The 16607-nt window shown below is 47.9% G+C and carries 16 protein-coding genes and 1 riboswitch; of the genes, 12 read left to right on the forward strand and 4 right to left on the reverse strand.

The genetic code is table 11. The annotated features are described in order from the left end of the window. The first annotated feature begins 18 nt into the window (after positions 1–18). The 3 genes from MKX36_RS06510 (at position 19) to MKX36_RS06520 (ending at position 2740) form a co-directional block, all read left to right on the forward strand. Complete coding sequence (locus tag MKX36_RS06510; RefSeq protein WP_013369975.1) at positions 19–1374, forward strand: glucose-6-phosphate isomerase; 1356 nt, start codon at positions 19–21, stop codon at positions 1372–1374. Positions 1375–1520: 146 nt separating this feature from the next. Next, positions 1521–2153, forward strand: a complete 633-nt coding sequence (locus MKX36_RS06515) for a YigZ family protein (RefSeq protein WP_013369976.1) — start codon at positions 1521–1523, stop codon at positions 2151–2153. Between the two features lie 5 nt (positions 2154–2158). After that, positions 2159–2740, forward strand: coding sequence for a TetR/AcrR family transcriptional regulator (locus tag MKX36_RS06520; protein ID WP_017426560.1), 582 nt, complete (start codon positions 2159–2161; stop codon positions 2738–2740). Positions 2741–2913: 173 nt separating this feature from the next. Here the strand turns inward: MKX36_RS06520 and MKX36_RS06525 are convergent, their stop codons facing one another. Next, positions 2914–3315, reverse strand: coding sequence for a secondary thiamine-phosphate synthase enzyme YjbQ (locus MKX36_RS06525; protein ID WP_031463130.1), 402 nt, complete (start codon positions 3313–3315; stop codon positions 2914–2916). A 219-nt stretch (positions 3316–3534) separates the two neighbouring features. Between MKX36_RS06525 and MKX36_RS06530 the strand changes: the two genes are divergently transcribed. Together MKX36_RS06530 and MKX36_RS06535 are read left to right on the forward strand one after the other, a co-directional pair. Then, positions 3535–4596 carry a sulfate/molybdate ABC transporter ATP-binding protein gene (locus MKX36_RS06530; RefSeq protein WP_016820669.1) on the forward strand — a complete coding sequence of 354 codons (1062 nt, stop codon included), beginning with the start codon at positions 3535–3537 and terminating at the stop codon, positions 4594–4596. Between the two features lie 151 nt (positions 4597–4747). Next, on the forward strand, positions 4748–5518 hold the full coding sequence (locus tag MKX36_RS06535; RefSeq protein ID WP_016820668.1) for an MBL fold metallo-hydrolase: 771 nt from the start codon (positions 4748–4750) through the stop codon (positions 5516–5518). 14 nt (positions 5519–5532) lie between these two features. Here the strand turns inward: MKX36_RS06535 and MKX36_RS06540 are convergent, their stop codons facing one another. Then, positions 5533–7041 carry an aminotransferase-like domain-containing protein gene (locus MKX36_RS06540; protein ID WP_107733978.1) on the reverse strand — a complete coding sequence of 503 codons (1509 nt, stop codon included), beginning with the start codon at positions 7039–7041 and terminating at the stop codon, positions 5533–5535. A gap of 132 nt (positions 7042–7173) precedes the next feature. Between MKX36_RS06540 and MKX36_RS06545 the strand changes: the two genes are divergently transcribed. Then, the gene (locus MKX36_RS06545) at positions 7174–8085 is read left to right on the forward strand and encodes a DMT family transporter (protein ID WP_340864435.1); all 912 of its coding nucleotides are present in this window, start codon (positions 7174–7176) and stop codon (positions 8083–8085) included. A gap of 138 nt (positions 8086–8223) precedes the next feature. Here MKX36_RS06545 and MKX36_RS06550 read toward each other — a convergent pair whose 3' ends face one another. Beyond that, on the reverse strand, positions 8224–9024 hold the full coding sequence (locus tag MKX36_RS06550) for a Cof-type HAD-IIB family hydrolase (protein ID WP_016820665.1): 801 nt from the start codon (positions 9022–9024) through the stop codon (positions 8224–8226). Between the two features lie 162 nt (positions 9025–9186). Continuing rightward, positions 9187–10188 (reverse strand): lipoate--protein ligase, encoded by a 1002-nt coding sequence (locus MKX36_RS06555; protein ID WP_340864436.1) that lies wholly within the window; start codon positions 10186–10188, stop codon positions 9187–9189. Between the two features lie 161 nt (positions 10189–10349). Here MKX36_RS06555 and cobD point away from each other — a divergent pair, with 161 nt between their 5' ends. From cobD to MKX36_RS06585, 6 genes are all read left to right on the forward strand, one after another. Then, entirely contained in the window at positions 10350–11450 is a 1101-nt protein-coding gene (gene cobD, locus MKX36_RS06560) for a threonine-phosphate decarboxylase CobD (RefSeq protein ID WP_090888577.1), read from the forward strand. After that, a complete protein-coding gene (gene cbiB / locus MKX36_RS06565) occupies positions 11440–12411 on the forward strand; it encodes an adenosylcobinamide-phosphate synthase CbiB (protein ID WP_340864437.1) in 972 nt (323 codons plus the stop codon). Before cobD ends, cbiB begins: the two co-directional genes overlap by 11 nt. Before the next feature lie 14 nt (positions 12412–12425). Further along, on the forward strand, positions 12426–13178 hold the full coding sequence (locus MKX36_RS06570) for a histidine phosphatase family protein (protein ID WP_107733974.1): 753 nt from the start codon (positions 12426–12428) through the stop codon (positions 13176–13178). Positions 13179–13273: 95 nt separating this feature from the next. Next, positions 13274–13489: riboswitch (cobalamin riboswitch) on the forward strand. 209 nt (positions 13490–13698) lie between these two features. Beyond that, positions 13699–14706, forward strand: a complete 1008-nt coding sequence (locus MKX36_RS06575; RefSeq protein WP_107733973.1) for an ABC transporter substrate-binding protein — start codon at positions 13699–13701, stop codon at positions 14704–14706. Then, on the forward strand, positions 14703–15749 hold the full coding sequence (locus MKX36_RS06580; RefSeq protein ID WP_107733972.1) for a FecCD family ABC transporter permease: 1047 nt from the start codon (positions 14703–14705) through the stop codon (positions 15747–15749). The genes MKX36_RS06575 and MKX36_RS06580 overlap by 4 nt, the downstream gene beginning before the upstream one ends. After that, positions 15746–16582 carry an ABC transporter ATP-binding protein gene (locus MKX36_RS06585; protein ID WP_039276927.1) on the forward strand — a complete coding sequence of 279 codons (837 nt, stop codon included), beginning with the start codon at positions 15746–15748 and terminating at the stop codon, positions 16580–16582. Before MKX36_RS06580 ends, MKX36_RS06585 begins: the two co-directional genes overlap by 4 nt. Positions 16583–16607 lie beyond the last annotated feature (25 nt).

Below are 16607 nucleotides of genomic sequence, written 5' to 3' on the forward strand. Positions count from 1 at the left end.
AAACAGGAGGTTCCAAACATGTCTAAAAAAGTTATTTTTGATTACACTAAAGCGCTCTCCTTTGTAGGGCAGCACGAAATTGATTATTTTGCAGAGCCCATCAAGTTGGCTCATGAGCAACTGCACAATCAAACAGGTGTAGGTTCCGATTTCTTGGGTTGGATTGACCTGCCTACCAATTATGATAAAGAAGAATTTGCGCGCATCCAAAAGGCTGCTGCTAAAATTCAAAGCGATTCCGAGGTATTGATTGTAATCGGTATTGGCGGTTCTTACCTTGGAGCACGTGCTGCGATTGAAATGCTGTCGCATTCTTTCTACAATGCGCTGCCTAAAGACCAACGCAAGGGTCCAGCTATCTATTTTGCAGGCAACAACATCAGCTCTACATATGTGAATCATCTGTTGGAACTGATTGAAGGAAAAGACTTCTCTGTGAATGTCATCTCCAAATCAGGTACAACAACCGAGCCAGCTATCGCTTTCCGCGTATTCCGTGCGGCTCTGGAGAAAAAATATGGTAAAGAAGAAGCGCGCAAACGTATTTACGCTACAACGGATAAAGAACGTGGCGCTCTGAAAAAGCTCGCTAACGAGGAAGGCTATGAATCCTTCATTATTCCTGATGATGTGGGTGGCCGTTACTCCGTGCTGACAGCAGTAGGCTTGTTGCCGATTGCTACAGCAGGCATTAACATCGAAGAAATGATGCAAGGTGCAGCAGACGCTTCCAAAGAATACAGCAACCCGAATGTAGCTGAGAACGAGGCTTACCAATATGCAGCCGTTCGTAACGCTTTGTACCGCAAAGGTAAAGCAATTGAAATTCTCGTAAACTATGAGCCGTCTTTGCATTTCGTATCCGAGTGGTGGAAACAGCTGTACGGAGAAAGCGAAGGCAAGGATTATAAAGGTATTTATCCAGCTTCTGTTGACTTCTCGACAGACCTTCACTCTATGGGACAATTCATTCAGGAAGGCAGCCGTAACATTTTCGAAACGGTAATCCAAGTAGAAAATGTACCTAGTCACATCACCATCGAAGCAGATGAGGATGATCTGGATGGACTGAATTTCCTGGCAGGCAAAACAGTGGATTTTGTAAACAAAAAAGCATTCCAAGGTACATTGCTGGCTCACACAGACGGACAAGTACCAAACCTGATTGTAAATATTCCTGACTTGAGCCCTTACTCCTTTGGCTACCTTGCTTATTTCTTCGAAAAGGCTTGCGGTATCAGCGGCTACCTGTTGGGCGTAAATCCGTTCGATCAACCGGGGGTAGAAGCTTACAAAAAGAACATGTTTGCGCTGCTCGGCAAACCGGGCTTCGAAAAAGAAAAAGCTGAGCTTGAAGCGAGATTGTCTGAATAAGGGAACTATAATTTCTGATTCGAAACAGGCTTTCGGTCTGAAGCGTTATAGTGTATAGCATCAATAAGTACAGGAAAGCAGTTCGCCAGCTGCCAGAAGCGGGGAACTGCTTTCTTGTAAAATGAAGTAAGGAAGGTTATACGTGTATGTTGGAACAATACCGAACCGTACGCGGTGCCGGCAACAAGGAAATTGTAATCCGAAAATCCCGTTTTATCGGCCATATTCAGCCTGTTCAAACTGAGGAAGAAGCAGTTGCTTTTATAGAGCGCATCAAAAAAGAGCATTGGAATGCCACCCATAATTGTTCGGCCTATATGATTGGGGAAAGAGACGAAATCCAAAAGCAATCGGATGACGGAGAACCGAGCGGGACGGCGGGTAAGCCTATTTTGGAGGTCATCCGCAATCAGAAACTGAAAAATGTCGCTATTGTGGTTACCCGTTACTTTGGCGGGATTTTGCTGGGAGCAGGCGGACTAATTCGCGCGTACTCAGATGGTGCTGTTGCAGCTATCGAGGCAGGGGATGCGATTACACGTGTGCTGCATCGTGAAGTTTTTGTGGAATTGGATTATACTTGGTTGGGCAAAGTGGAAAATGAATTACGTAATCGCAGCATCCGTACCGGAGAAACGATGTTTACGGATAAAGTTACCTTAACCTGTCTGCCGCTGGCTGGTGATGCGGAATCCTTCTGCAACTGGATAACCGACTTGACACAGGGACAATCGCTTGTGTCGGAGGGAGAGCAGCTTTACTTTATTGAAGGGGAATAAATAATATGGCTAGAAGAGCAGTAGAACAGGAGTTGTCAAGAGGGCGGATTCTGGAAGCGGCCAGGCACTTGTTTATCACCAAGGGCTACCGTGCGATTTCAATGCGCAGCATTGGCCAGCATCTGGGTTACAGTCATGGTTCGTTATACTATCATTTTAAAGAGAAGGCTGAACTGTTCTACGCCATTGTGATTGAAGATTTCAATACATTGCGTGGGATTCTACTGCAAGCAGCAACAGGCACGCCTGATGATGGCTTGAGCAGATTGGAGTACCTGATGCTGGAATATATCCGTTTTGGCTTGGAAAATCCATATCAGTACGAAATTATGTTCATGATGCACGATGAAGAACTATTTGCATACTGTCGTACAGAGCAAAACCGTTGTGTGGAATTATTTGCGTCTATGATTCGCCAGGAATTGGATGGTCAGGGACATTCGGAGGAAGAATGCTCAAGAGTACCGAAAAGTCTGTTTTTATCCATGCATGGCTTTGTGTCATTTTATATTCAGGACGGTTTAACATTTGAAGAGATCAGGCCCGCTGCTTTAGCACATGTAAAGCTGCTGTGCAGACACCTATGAGCGTACCTGCATTCATACGCTTCAGCCATGAACATGTAGGGCGCTTTTTTGGGTGTTTGCACTTCATGACGGTGACTTATCATTACGGTACTTTGCGAAAGCGACTAAGAATTTAACAGACGATGATGTATCCAGAGGGAGAACATCATCGTCTGTTTTTTTGCATGCCTCCGTTAGCCCTTCATAATTTTCACATGGTATTGGCGTCTGCGTGGGCCGTCGAATTCACAAAAATAAAGACCCTGCCATCGTCCAAGCAACAGCTTTCCATCATGAATGATAACTGTTTGTGATGGGCCTGTTGTAATGGATTTTAGGTGGGATGCCGTATTTCCCTCCATATGACGATATTGGGGATGTTCCCAGGGATAAACCTCATCCAGCCTTAAAATGACATCATGTTTGACATCTGGGTCGGCATTTTCATTAATGGCGATGCCGGCTGTCGTGTGTGGACAATAAATTAGAGCTGTTCCTTGCTGCACCCCGCTTTTTTCGATGAGTGCTGCAATCTCACGTGTAATATCACGCATTTCATCTCGCCGTGTAGTGGATAATTCAAAAGTATGCAACATAAATCCATCTCCTTTCTATGTATTACTTTACCCTTTTCATTCTTAAGATAATATATAGAGTTGACGAAAATTACTTTCCTTTGATAAAGTATCACATAAGAAAAACAAAGTAAGTTTATTGGAATAATTGAATGTTTTCAAATGAGGTGCGTGCTTTGCGATAAGCAAGGCTGCTGCTGTTCCTGAACTGGTCCAGAAGCGGAAAGGAAGTGTACGGATATGCATGTGGAAGTAAGAGGATTAAACAAGCATTTCGGTAATTTTCATGCGGTAAAGGACGTATCTTTTGATATTCAGACGGGCCATCTTATTGGTTTGCTCGGTCCAAGCGGCGGAGGGAAAACCTCCATTCTTCGCATTTTGGCGGGGCTGGAGCAACCGGATGCAGGAGAGATCCGCTTTCATGGAAAAAGGGTAAACGAGCTGACACCACAGGAGCGTGGAATCGGATTTGTATTTCAAAACTATGCTTTGTTCAAGCATATGAGCGTGTACGACAATATTGCCTTTGGTTTGAAAGTGAAAAAAAGCTCCAAAGCCCGCATCAAGGAAAGGGTCACTGAGCTGGTCGAACTCACGGGGCTCAAAGGCTTTGAGCATCGTTATCCGCATCAGTTGTCAGGTGGACAGCGACAGCGGGTTGCTTTTGCGCGTGCTTTGGCACCGGAGCCTCAACTACTGCTGCTGGATGAGCCATTTGCGGCTATTGACGCCAAGATTCGTCAGGAGCTGCGCACCTGGTTGCGAGAGCTGATTGAGCGGGTAGGTATTACCTCCATTTTCGTCACCCATGATCAGGACGAGGCGATTGAAGTAGCGGATGAGATTATGGTGATTAATCAAGGACGGCTGGAGCAGAAGGGAACGCCTTGGGATATTTATAAAAAACCGGGGACTCCGTTTGTAGCTTCCTTTATTGGGGAATCCACGGTGATTGAACAGGCGAGTAGTCTCAGGGGCTTTGAGGAAGCTGCCGGAGTGGGAACACGTGCCTTGATTCGTCCGGAGTACATTGATGTCGGACCTAGTGAGGAATTTGCGCTCCTGTCGGCAACCGAGGAAGGCATTGTGAAGCATTTACATTTTCGTGGGAGTGAATGGATGGTTGAAGTCCAGGTCGGGGATCAGCGTCTCATGACATACCGTTCATTGGAAAAGTCTACACTGGAACCTGGTCAGCAGGTGCGAGTGTTGGTGCATCGGGCCTATCTATATAATGAGGAGTCCAGCTGGATGGTGGAAAACCGCCTGAAGGAAGATCCCATGCCTATTATTATTTGAAAATAAAAAGATCACATATAAGGGGGGTGTCTGGCCTGTTTTACGGCTTTGGACATGCTCCTTTTGTCGTTGGTCGCTGGGGTGATTTACGCAGGCTTGATATGTTCGTTATAATAGGAGTAAAAACACCCAGATAGATAGGAGTTAAATCATGAATCGGCTTATTTTTCTTGGCACAGGGGATGCAATGGGGGTTCCGCGTGTATATTGTGATTGTCTCGTGTGCACAGAGGCCCGCACGATAGGAACGAATGTAAGGTTGAGATCGTCTGTGCTGATCGAAAGCGAGACAGAGGATTTTATGATTGATTGTGGCCCCGACTGGCGTAGACAGTTAGAATTGCGCAGTTTGCGTTTTATCCCTACAATCCTCGTGACACATGCACATTTTGATCATATTGGAGGATTGCCAGAATGGGCGGATGCCTGTCGCTGGACTGGTAATAGAGGGCGCTTGTTCGCTCCACAGGAAGTGATCGACACGATCTTACGTCAATTTTCCTGGCTCCCTGGAAACCTGGATCTTATTCCAGTAGATCAGGGAGTCCAACTTGGCGGGTGGAACATCCGAGGATGGCGTGTGAATCATGGGAAGAACGGATATGCTTACGCTTATCGTTTGGAAAAAGACGGCTTCTCATGGGCCTACTGTTCGGATTCGATTGGACTGAATGAGGCGGAAATTTTACCTTTACATAATCTGAACTTACTCGTGCTGGGGACGAGCTTTTACCATGAGGAAGCGGAGTATACCACCCGCTCGGTATATGACATGCTGGAGGCTCAGGAACTTGTAGGAAGACTGAAGCCCGGAAGCACGGTATTTACACATATGTCCCATGATGTGGATATCACACACAACTACGGGCTGCTGGAAGGGATCAGTTTGGCACATACAGGTATGAGTTTACCGTTAGAATAACGATGGTTTTACCTTTACATCGTTCGACTGATGCGTAGAAGTGTGGAGATCCCTTCTTTGATTTGCAGCTCATTGGCGTAAGAATAGGACAACCGTATATGCGTTTTACCCTCTGCACCGATGGGATCAAATACACTGCCTGGGACAAAGGAAACGGACTCTTGTATACTTTTGGCAAGCAGCTCATTAGGTTGTATCGTAGAAGGTAGCTGGAGCCACAGGTTGAGTCCTCCCGCCGGGCTGGTCCATGTCCAGCCGGAATCGCGGAGACTGGTCTCCATCGTTTCCTTACGAATCTGGAGCGCAATACATAGCTTTTTAATATGCTGCTGCATACGTGGGGATTGAAAGTATTGTAAAAACAGCTTTTGATTCAGCAGCGGCGATCCGTTGTCCACTAGCGCTTTGACGCTCAGTAGACTGTCCATGAGCTGAGGCCTACAGGTTACGGCTGCGATTCGCAGACCGGGTGCGACATATTTGCTGTAGCTGCGAATATAGACGACGCTCCCCGAGATATCATAGGAGAAAATCGGAGAAGGCGGCTTTTGCCCAAAGCTGATATCATAGGTGCTGTCATCCTCGACAATAAGACAGCCGTAGCGCTCGGCCAGTTCGGGCAGACGTTTGCGCTGCTCATCGGGGATCGTAAAGCCGGTCGGATTGTGAAAGGTCGGATTCACATAAAAGAGACGCGGTTTTTCCGTTTTCAGGCACCATTCAATCTGATCCATATCATAACCTTCCGGCCGTATATCAGTTACAGTCAGGCGGGCGCCTTGTCTACGGAATATTTCCATGGCGGGACCATAGACCGGACGTTCGATTAATACACGGTCTCCTGTACGAATCAGAGATCGGGAAACCAAATCGATGGCTTGCTGTGCGCCGGAGGTAATCAGTACTTCGTCCGTTGATACTGCAAAATGCTTATCTGTGCTAAAATGCTGCGCCATGGCATCACGAAGCTCAGCGTCTCCTTGTACAGAAGAATAGGTAGCTGCGATTTTTGGATGCTTTTCAAATACCTGCATCATTAATTCTCTCCAGTATCGGTTAGGCAGGAGAGAGGGATCAATCAGGGCCTTGGAAAATTGGAAGTCTGCGTTCACGGCATGAACCTGGGTGAGTCCATCCAGCCCCCTCCAGACGGAAACAGATGGATCGTCTGCCATGTAAGTGGATTCCGATTGGAAGGTCCGCTTTGTGGATGATCGTTCCGAATAGGCAGTACATATTCCTAATTCTGCTGCATGGGAAGCATGAGCGTAATATCCCGATTTATCTTTTACATAGATGCGTCCTTGTTGCTTTAACTCCTGATATGCCCGGAATACGGTTAACCGATGCACGCCCAGCTCCTGAGCCAGACTTCGCACCGACGGCAATTTAACGTCTGCTGGCCAGTCCCCGCGCTCAATCCGCACATTTACGTAATGGACGACCTGCTCATACAGCTTTAAGCTCGGATCGGTCGAGTTATTTTCTGTTGAAAACAATAATTCGCTGTTAACCTTGCCCATGCTGTCCACGCTCCTTTGTGTGTATTGTACTATACAGCACTTCAAAAACGTATACAACTGTTCTGTGGTTGCCCATCTGTTCTGTCTGTCTCCTTGTATGCTTGTGAATAACAGAAGGGAGAGAGAAGTGTCATGATTGGTATCGCCTTTACAGTTATGTGTCTTATTTTTGGCACCACATTTTTGGCTATCAAAGTGGGAGTGGAAGCCGGACTTCCGCCGTTTCTATCGGCAGGTGCACGTTTTATGGCAGCAGGGGCGATCTTGTTTATTGCGATGAGGCTTTCAGGAAAGGTTCGGTGGTCGTTATTATGGCGTAAGGAAATGCTGCTGATTGGGACGGGAACGACCTTCGGCACATTCTCAACACTGTATTGGGCAGAGCAATATGTCAGCTCGGGGATCGGCGCTATTTTGTCAGCCACCGGACCGATGATGATTGTGCTAATGCAGTCTGCAATACTGCGGCAAAAAACGACGAGAATTACGCTCATGGGCTGTATGATCAGCTTTCTCGGGGTCGTGTTGGTGGTATTGCCCGGCTTGACCGTTCAAGTCAGCGGCCTGTGGTTGGCAGGTTGCATAGCCATTTTGCTGGGTGAGCTATGCTATTCGGGTGGAGCCCTGTATTCCAAGCGAGTCATGGATGCATTTCGTGATACGAATCCGATTGCCTTAAATGCAGCTCAAATGTTCCATGGTGGTTGGATGCTGCTAGTACTGTCGGCTTTCACTGAGCCTTGGAATTCTGAGGGATGGAATCTGCTGCCTGCCATAGGCTCTCTGTTTTATTTGATCCTGTTTGGCTCCATGATTGCGCAAACACTATTTTACTGGCTTATGGCGCGTACGAATCCGTTGTTTCCGACCACATGGCTCTATATTTCACCACCGATTGCTGTAGGCCTGGGTGCTTTTTTATATGGTGAACATGTAAGCTGGTGGATGCTGGCAGGGGTGCTGCTCATTGTGACCGGGTTGATGTGTATGAATAACGGAATCATCCGTCTGGTGAACAGATGCAAAGTACGCTCTGCTGCCTGATATTTCGAAGTTGTTAGAATATGATGTAATATGATAGAAAAAGCCTCCAAACTGCCGTATATTAATAAACATGCGGCGTTTGGAGGCTTTGTTGTTGTAATACTTTATTTAAGTATTATGGGTACAGTCACTTTCTGCTTATTCAACATTGAGTACAAATTTGTCGATGGCATGCTTTACACCGTCTTCGTTATTACTGCGAGTAATGTAATCAGCCAGCTTTTTTAAATCAGGAATCGCATTCTCCATCGCTATGCCAAGACCGGCACATTCCAGCATTTCATGGTCATTCCAAGAGTCGCCGATCGCAATGGTCTCCGACAGATCACAGCCAAAATGGTTTGCAAGGAAGGCAAGAGCGTGGCCCTTGGTGCCTTCATGATGCATAATTTCCAGGAAATGAGGCTTGGATTTTGTAATATGCACTTCACTGCCAAGCAATTCGCGAAGTTCGGGAATTAATTCGTCCAACACTTCCGGCTCGTCGATAATCAGCAATTTAGGAGCTGGTTGCTCTATAACTTTACTGAACACAGGCTCTACAAAATATTCCGTGTTGTTCAGCTCGGTGTAATCTTTAATTTTTTGATTATCTTCACGAGTGTACAATTTGTCATCTATATACGTTTGCAAATGCAGATTGCGTTCCACGCAGAATTCATACAGACGACGTGCAGCTACGAGTGGAACATAACGCTCATACAGCACGTTTTCGTCCAGCAGGTTTTTAACCAAAGCTCCTTGGTACGTAATGATCGGTACGTTCAACCCCGTCTGGCGTGCAATTTTGTGCGCAGAGGCATAAGCTCGTCCAGTAGCGAGAGTAACCACCACACCTTTAGCTACAGCAGCTTCCAATGCCTGTTGTGTCGCTGGAGTAACTTCTTTCTGGTCATTAATGAGAGTATCATCAATATCAATGGCAATTAATTTATACATATCGGTATTCTCTCCTTTATCTCTATCATGGGGCAATATTAAAATTGTATCTTATAATATTCAAAATGACAATATCGCATTGAAAAAGGGACGACGCCCATAAGAGCCTGTCCCCTTATAACCACTGAAGTATTGGCTTGAAACCATGGAAAAAAGTAACGCTTAGTCTTCCAGAAATACAAGTCCAACAAAGTCGTCCAGCTCAATATTACCAAAGTAATGCTTCAAATCGAGAGAGGATAAGGCTTGACGGACCTCACCTTCATCATAACGCTTGCCACGCAGGATATTTTCAATATCAGCGACATCACCTACACCGAAGAAATCCCCGTAGATTTTAATATCACGGATGTAGCCTTCCTTCAGATCCATGCGGATATCTATAATACCGACCGGGAATTTACGTGTGTGCTTGATATTGCTCTCAGGGGATAGACCATAGTTCCAATCCCACGATTGATAGCGTTCTTTGGAAATTTCATGGATTTTAGCCCAATCCGCATCGGTGAGCTTATATTGAGGCACCTGATCCAATTCTGAGCCAAAGATGAACCGCAGCAGTTCCTCGCGAAATTGTTCTATGGTCATCTCACGGTCCATCAGTTCGCTGATGTTAGCCACGCGGCTACGGACGGATTTTGTGCTTTTGGATTTAAATTTTTCGGGATTGGCATGCAGTGATGCAGCCACATTGTCCAGATTCAGGTTGAACATCAATGTACCATGGCTGAACATACGTCCACGTGTGGCAAATTGAGCGTTTCCTGAAATTTTACGTTCTCCGACTTGCAGATCGTTGCGTCCTGTCATTTCGGCTTCTACTCCCATTTGGCGGAGGGCGTCAATCACAGGTTGCGTAAATTTGAGGAAATTATGAAAGGACTCCCCGTTATCCTTGGTAATGAAGCTGAAATTTAAGTTACCGAGATCATGATATACAGCCCCGCCGCCGGACAGGCGACGAACGACTTGAATATTGTTGTCTCTCACAAACTCAGCGTTGACTTCTTCAACGGTGTTTTGATGCTTGCCTATAATAATAGAAGGCTGATTAATGTAAAACAGCAGATAGCTGTCGTCCAGCGGTAAATGCTTGAGCGCGTATTCCTCAATAGCAAGATTAATGGCTGGATCGTGTATGCCCTGGTTGTCGATGAACAGCATGTCCATTCCTCCGTATATACAAACTGTGTATTTTATGTGTGCCTCCCCCTATTGTAACCCAAGTGAGCCATGTACAAAAGCTCATTTGCATTGACGGGACGCAAAAAGCAGCCTCATAATGGAGCTAAATGATTGAAAACGGGCGGAAAGGATATGAGGCAATGATAGAGGTTTACGGTCATGGCGGGGACAGGGAAACAGCTGCCGCGACATTTGGCGGAGCTGCGGCGGATTTTGTGGATTTTAGTGCAAATATTAATCCGCTTGGTCCGCCACCGGAGGTGCTTGAGGCACTGCAAAGCTCATTGGACACGGTGATTCGCTATCCTGACCCTGGGCATCGCCACTTTAAAAATATGCTGGCACGGCGGCTGCACGTTCCACCGGAGTCGCTGAGCATCGGTAACGGCGCTGCTGAAAGCATGGCGCTGCTGCTATTGGGCCTGGCTCCCAAGCGTGTGGGCACAGTGGAGCCGTGTTTTTCGGAATATGCCGAGCTGGCTGGCAAATTTGGAGCCGAGATCCACCGGGTATACGGGAAGGCTTCGCTTCAATGGAAGGCAGACGTGGAGGACATCCTTCAGCTCATGGAGCAGGTAGATGTACTGTTCCTTGGGCAACCGAATAATCCGAACGGTGTGCAATATGGTGAGCAGGAGCTATATGAACTGGCAGAGGCGGCTGGCAGAACGGGTACCGTGCTGGTGGTGGATGAGGCCTTTATTGATTTTATCCCACTGGAACGGCAAATCTCACTATTGCCTGTGCTGGATCGCTATCCTCATGTGATTTTGATCCGATCGATGACCAAATTTTATGCCATTCCTGGCTTGCGATTGGGCTATGCGATTGCTCATCCGGACTATATCCGGCAAATGACGGCCAAACAGGTGACCTGGAGTGTTAATGGATTGGCGTTGCTGGCTGGAGAGGCGTGTCTGAGAAGTGGGCAAGCTTATGAGCGCCGCACACAGGAACTGATTGCGACGGAGCGCAGTCGCTTGCTGACTGCCTTAGCGGAATGGGGCTGCGGTGTCGTTCCCGGCGAAGCCAATTACGTGCTAGCAAGGGCGCCGGGAACGTGGAGTTCATCGGCTATTCAGCAGGCGCTTGGACAACGTGGGATTCTTATACGTAGCTGTGCCATGTATCCGGGGCTGTCGGCGAGCCATTTTCGAATTGCAGTCAAGGACGCCGAAGCCAATAATATGCTGCTGTCTGCACTCAGTGAAGTGTTGGAGGAGGAGCGGCGTGATCGTTAGCTTGGTAATCATGGCAGCCTATCTGCTGGACAGGCTAATCGGCGATCCGAGATGGTTGCCACATCCAGTCATCGGGATGGGACATGCCATTTCAGCATTGGAAAAAGCGATTCGTCGTAAGGTCCGCAGTGACCGGGGATTGAAACGTGCGGGTATACTGCTTCCACTCATTGTGGCAGGAGGCTCCTTTGGGCTTGCTTGGGGGCTATTGCGTGTGCTTGCCTGGATTCACCCATGGTTGTCTGTCGTCGTAGAAATTGTTCTGGTTGCAACCACAATTGCTTCCAAAGGACTAAAGGACGCAGGGATGGCCGTATACCGAGCGTTGCAGGCGAATGACCTGACTGTGGCACGTCGGGAGCTAGGCATGATTGTTGGGAGGGATACGCAGCAGCTTGACGAGCCTGAAATTGTACGCGGTACCGTCGAAACAGTCGCTGAAAATATCGTGGACGCCATTATTTCCCCGCTTTTTTATGCCCTGATCGGGGGAGCCCCCTTGGCACTGGCATATCGTGCCGTAAATACGCTCGACTCAATGGTTGGCTACAAAAATGAAAAGTATCTGCATTTAGGCTGGGCCTCGGCACGTCTGGACGATGTAGCTAACTACATTCCGGCTCGCCTGACAGCAGTTATGCTTGTGATAGCGGCGTGGTTGTATCGGCTGGATGCTGCAAGAAGCTGGCGCACAGTCAAGCAGGATGCGCGTCTGCACCCCAGTCCAAACAGCGGATTTCCCGAATCAGCGGTGGCAGGTGCCTTGGGGATTCGTCTTGGTGGCTATAACGTGTATCATGGCATACGCTCGTTTCGAGCATATATGGGCGAAGAGATACGACCACTGGAGTCGAAGGATATCCGGCATACCATCCGGCTGATGTTCGCCGTATCCACTATGTTTGTAGGGTTGTGTTTGTTGGGAGCTGCGGGGTGTTTTGCCTTGGGATGGATGCGGTGAGGAGTGACATTATTTTGAAACAAAATACAGAAGGGAAAAGAGTGCGAGAATGTGGACTAAGTCCGAACCCACAACAGGATAGTGAGCCGAATGATGCTAAAGAAGATCTGCAGTGGGACATGGAGCTCGTGCTAGTTCGTCATGGCACAACCTTATGGAATAAGGAACGTCGATATCTGGGACATGCCGATTTGAGTTTGCTGTCTGGAGCAGAGCAGGAATTAAAGCCTTTACGGGAAAAATTACAGGGCCAGTCCTTTGCTCAAATCTATTGCAGTGACTTGATGCGATGTCGCCAGACCTTGCAGATCATTTTGCCGGAGTCAGCAAAGACGTCTGAACGTTTCCTATCTGCTATGCCTCCCATGATGGAACCACGTCTGCGAGAACTTCACTTTGGCGAGTGGGATGGAAAAACGTATGACATGCTTAAGGATGTGGCGTTGTATCGCGCTTGGATTGATGAGCCGCAACGAATCACCCCGCCTGGAGGAGAGTCCTGGGTCCATTTTGTGAATCGTCTGCGTGAATTCCTTGACTCTCTGTTTGCGTGGCGCATTGCTTTGAAGGTTCAGCCAATAGAGTCGAATGCTGCACCGCCCTCTGTTTTGGTTGTCACGCATGGTGGAGTAATTCGCCAATTGGTTTGTATGCTGATACCAGGTCATGATTTTTGGAGTCTGAATCCAAAACCGGGAGAAGCGATTAGGCTTCAGTTAAGGCTGGCAGGACTGCACAATTGTATAGCAAAATTGCTTTTTCACTAGGGTAGTTGTGGCGAATCAAGCAGCTGTTTGGGTTGTAAGCTAACTCTTTTTAACCTATAATCATCAAGTAAAAGAACGGCTTGACTACACTACATCAAATATCCAGCAGACGAGGTCGGCGCCGTGTGAGGGAACTTGCTTTTCTTCATTGCGCTGTTAAAAGGGAAGTCGGTGTGAGTCCGACGCGGTCCCGCCACTGTAAATGGAAACATGCTCATTAGCCCTGTTACATGTGCCGCCAAGCATGTGAAAGAATATCAGGGCATGCCTCTTCCATAAGTCAGGATACCTGCCCGTCCGCCTGTCACCATAATCCTTCGAGGAAAGGATGACGTGTTCGCAGTGACTGTCCATGCGGAAAGAAGCTGCCCGCCTGCGCACGATCTGTGCTAACGTGACCCCTGTATCCTGATATGAGGATGCGGGGGTTTTTGATAGGAAAAGAAGGCTGGAATGAGGAAAATATCGGATGATGTTCAAGTAACGCTCTTAACGATTTTTGTATGAAGGGGTGCAAATCATGGCAGGCAAAAAAATAAAGGTATGGACAACAGGTCTATTGGCGCTGATATTGGCAGTTGTGCTGAGTGCATGTGGCGCGAATGGAAAAAATGTAGAAAATAAAGAGGGCCAAGCTTCTTCACAGCAGCCGGGACAGACCGTAACCGCACAAGAGCCTCCGGGCAAAACGGTTTACCCGCTAACGGTTAAGGATGCAACAGGACAGGAATTTACATTTAAAAAGGCACCGGACAAGATTGTTTCCGTCTCCCCGGCAGAAACTGAAGCGCTGTTCGCTATCGGATTGGATAAGGAAATTGTTGGTGTATCCGACTACTCTGATTACCCAGAGGCAGCTACGAAAAAGCCTAAAGTGGGCGGTATTATGAAACCGAACGAAGAGGCGATCATTGCTGCGAACCCGGAAGTTGTTTTTGCAGGAATTTCACTTAGTGAACAGGCTACGACTAAGCTGCGTGACATGGGAATTATGATTTTTAAAACGGAACCGAAAACCGTTGAAGATGTCACAGCTAACATCGAATTGTATGGGAAAATCACCGATCATCAGAAAGAAGCGAGAGCGGTGACCGACAAGATGAGAGCAGATGTAGCGGAAGTGAAAGAAGGAGTTAAAAATATCGGCAAAGGGCAGAAGCTACGGGTATACGTCGAATTTTCACCAGGCTGGACAGTGGGTAAAGGCGAGTTTATGGACGAACTGATCACATTGGCGGGCGGCGAAAACGTGGGTGCCACGCAGAAGGGCTGGTACCAAATCAGTGAGGAAAATATTATAGCTGCCAACCCTGACGTGATTTTATACAGCAAAAGTGTGAAGGATGACAAAACAGGCCAGTCCCTCGGCGATATCATAAAAGCTCGTAGTGGATGGGATCAAATATCGGCTGTTCGTAACAATCGTGTATTTGCCGTGGATGATAATTTGATTAGCCGTCCAGGTCCACGCGTAACAGAAGGACTCAAGGAAGTAGCCAAGGGCGTGTACCCTGAAATTTTCAAATGAACCGTAGACTGATCGGTTTTGGGGGGACTGGTCTTGTCTTGCTGCTGCTGACGCTGCTGCTCTGTCTTGGCATCGGCTCGGTCAGTCTTCCGGTCAGCCAGATCACAGGTATTTTGATCAACCACCTACCGTGGTTAGATGATACGTTTACACCGGATTGGAATACATCTGCAGAGCAGATTATTTTGAAGGTCAGACTGCCAAGAGTGTTACTGGGAATGTTGGTCGGAGCAGCGCTGGCGCTGGCGGGAGCTGGATTTCAGGGTGTGTTGCGTAATCCCTTGGCTGATCCCTATACCCTTGGGGTATCCTCGGGAGCTTCGGTAGGAGCGGCAGTGCTGATTTATTGGGGGCTTCAATTTTCATTTGTGGGTATATGGACCCTTCCGCTAGTCGCATTTATAACCGGCATGCTGACGCTGTGGATGGTGTTGACGTTGGCGCGTGAAGGTGGGAAAATTCCGACCCAAAGCCTCATTTTATCAGGTGTGGTGATGCAATTTTTTGGGGGAGCCATTGTTTCTTTTCTGGCAGCCATGTCGAAGGAAACAGTCAATGAAATATTGTACTGGACGTTGGGAAGTCTTAGTCTGCGAGGTTGGTCATATACGGGAATTCTTTTACCTTACGTGATCGTTGGGCTGGTGTTTCTATGGAACCGGGCACGGGTGCTGAATATTCTGGCTTTGGGTGAACGTCAAGCGGCTCATATGGGGGTTCATGTAGATGCGACGAAGCTATCTGTCCTGATCATATCTACCTTGCTGACAGCTGCCGCTGTCTCAGTATGCGGAGTCATTGGCTTTGTCGGACTCGTTGTACCACATATCATTCGTCTGGTGACAGGTCCCGATTACCGGATGATTGTTCCGTTATCTGCACTGGGTGGAGCTATTTTTATGGCTTGGGCAGATACGGCGGCTCGCACGTTGTTGGCCCCAACGGAAATTCCTCTGGGCGTTATGACGGCCTTTGTTGGGGCGCCGTTCTTCGCGTATCTCCTGTACCGGAACAAGAAGCTGCGCAGGGGGGATCTGTTGTGACCGAACAAAGTGAAACACAGAAGGTGGATGATCGGGCGCTAGAGGTAGCAGGTCTTACCCGTGCTTATGGAGAGTTCCATGTGTTGAAGAATATTAGCTGGAACGTAGACGAAGGAGCTTGGTGGGGGATCATTGGTCCGAATGGGAGTGGTAAATCGACGTTGCTGCATCTGCTTTCTGGCGTAGATCAGCCGACTTCTGGAAGTGTTCATATCTATGGCAAAAAGGTCGGTAGCTACAGCAGAAAAGAGCTTTCCCGACTTGTAGCCGTACTCCAGCAGGAGGGCATTCCTCCAGTGAGATACACCGTCAGGGAAGTTATAGAAATGGGGCGGTTTCCTCATCAGGACTGGCTAGGCAGGGAAAAGGGAGTTGATGTGGAGGCGATTACGGATCGGGTCCTAGAGCGATTGAGTCTAACTTCACTGGCCGACAGAACATTGGACCGCTTGAGTGGAGGGCAGCGACAGCGTGTAGCTTTGGCAAAGGTGATGGTGCAGGAACCACAGATATTGCTGCTGGACGAACCTACGACCTATCTGGATTTGCGCTATCAGCTTGAATTTATGGAGTTGTTGGCAGAATGGCGCCAAGAAACGGGCGTGACGATCATTGCTGTCCTGCATGATCTTAATTTGGCGGCACAATTTTGCGATAATTTGCTTGTACTTAAGGATGGAATGGTTGAAGGATTGGGTAGTTCATCGGATTTGCTAACAGAGGACCGGATTCGGCGTGTATATGGTGTGGAGCCTGTGATGCTTCCGCATCCCGATAGCGGTGTGCCGCAGCTCTTGCTGCGCAGAAGCGCTGCGTCTACAGCAGATCAATAGGAGATTGGGAACATACTAAAAAGAG

The sequence above is a fragment of the Paenibacillus sp. FSL W8-0439 genome (assembly GCF_038008995.1).
Lineage (GTDB): Bacteria > Bacillota > Bacilli > Paenibacillales > Paenibacillaceae > Paenibacillus > Paenibacillus polymyxa.

Excerpts from the sequence above, each read along its gene's own strand:
- MKX36_RS06580 (WP_107733972.1), top strand. The coding sequence starts at position 14,703 with ATGAACCGTAGACTGATCGGTTTTGGGGGGACTGGTCTTGTCTTGCTG.
- MKX36_RS06545 (WP_340864435.1), top strand. The coding sequence starts at position 7,174 with ATGATTGGTATCGCCTTTACAGTTATGTGTCTTATTTTTGGCACCACA.
- MKX36_RS06510 (WP_013369975.1), top strand. The coding sequence starts at position 19 with ATGTCTAAAAAAGTTATTTTTGATTACACTAAAGCGCTCTCCTTTGTA.
- MKX36_RS06540 (WP_107733978.1), bottom strand. The coding sequence starts at position 7,041 with ATGGGCAAGGTTAACAGCGAATTATTGTTTTCAACAGAAAATAACTCG.
- cobD (WP_090888577.1), top strand. The coding sequence starts at position 10,350 with ATGATAGAGGTTTACGGTCATGGCGGGGACAGGGAAACAGCTGCCGCG.
- MKX36_RS06515 (WP_013369976.1), top strand. The coding sequence starts at position 1,521 with ATGTTGGAACAATACCGAACCGTACGCGGTGCCGGCAACAAGGAAATT.
- MKX36_RS06520 (WP_017426560.1), top strand. The coding sequence starts at position 2,159 with ATGGCTAGAAGAGCAGTAGAACAGGAGTTGTCAAGAGGGCGGATTCTG.
- MKX36_RS06555 (WP_340864436.1), bottom strand. The coding sequence starts at position 10,188 with ATGCTGTTCATCGACAACCAGGGCATACACGATCCAGCCATTAATCTT.
- MKX36_RS06575 (WP_107733973.1), top strand. The coding sequence starts at position 13,699 with ATGGCAGGCAAAAAAATAAAGGTATGGACAACAGGTCTATTGGCGCTG.
- MKX36_RS06525 (WP_031463130.1), bottom strand. The coding sequence starts at position 3,315 with ATGTTGCATACTTTTGAATTATCCACTACACGGCGAGATGAAATGCGT.
- MKX36_RS06530 (WP_016820669.1), top strand. The coding sequence starts at position 3,535 with ATGCATGTGGAAGTAAGAGGATTAAACAAGCATTTCGGTAATTTTCAT.
- MKX36_RS06535 (WP_016820668.1), top strand. The coding sequence starts at position 4,748 with ATGAATCGGCTTATTTTTCTTGGCACAGGGGATGCAATGGGGGTTCCG.
- MKX36_RS06550 (WP_016820665.1), bottom strand. The coding sequence starts at position 9,024 with ATGTATAAATTAATTGCCATTGATATTGATGATACTCTCATTAATGAC.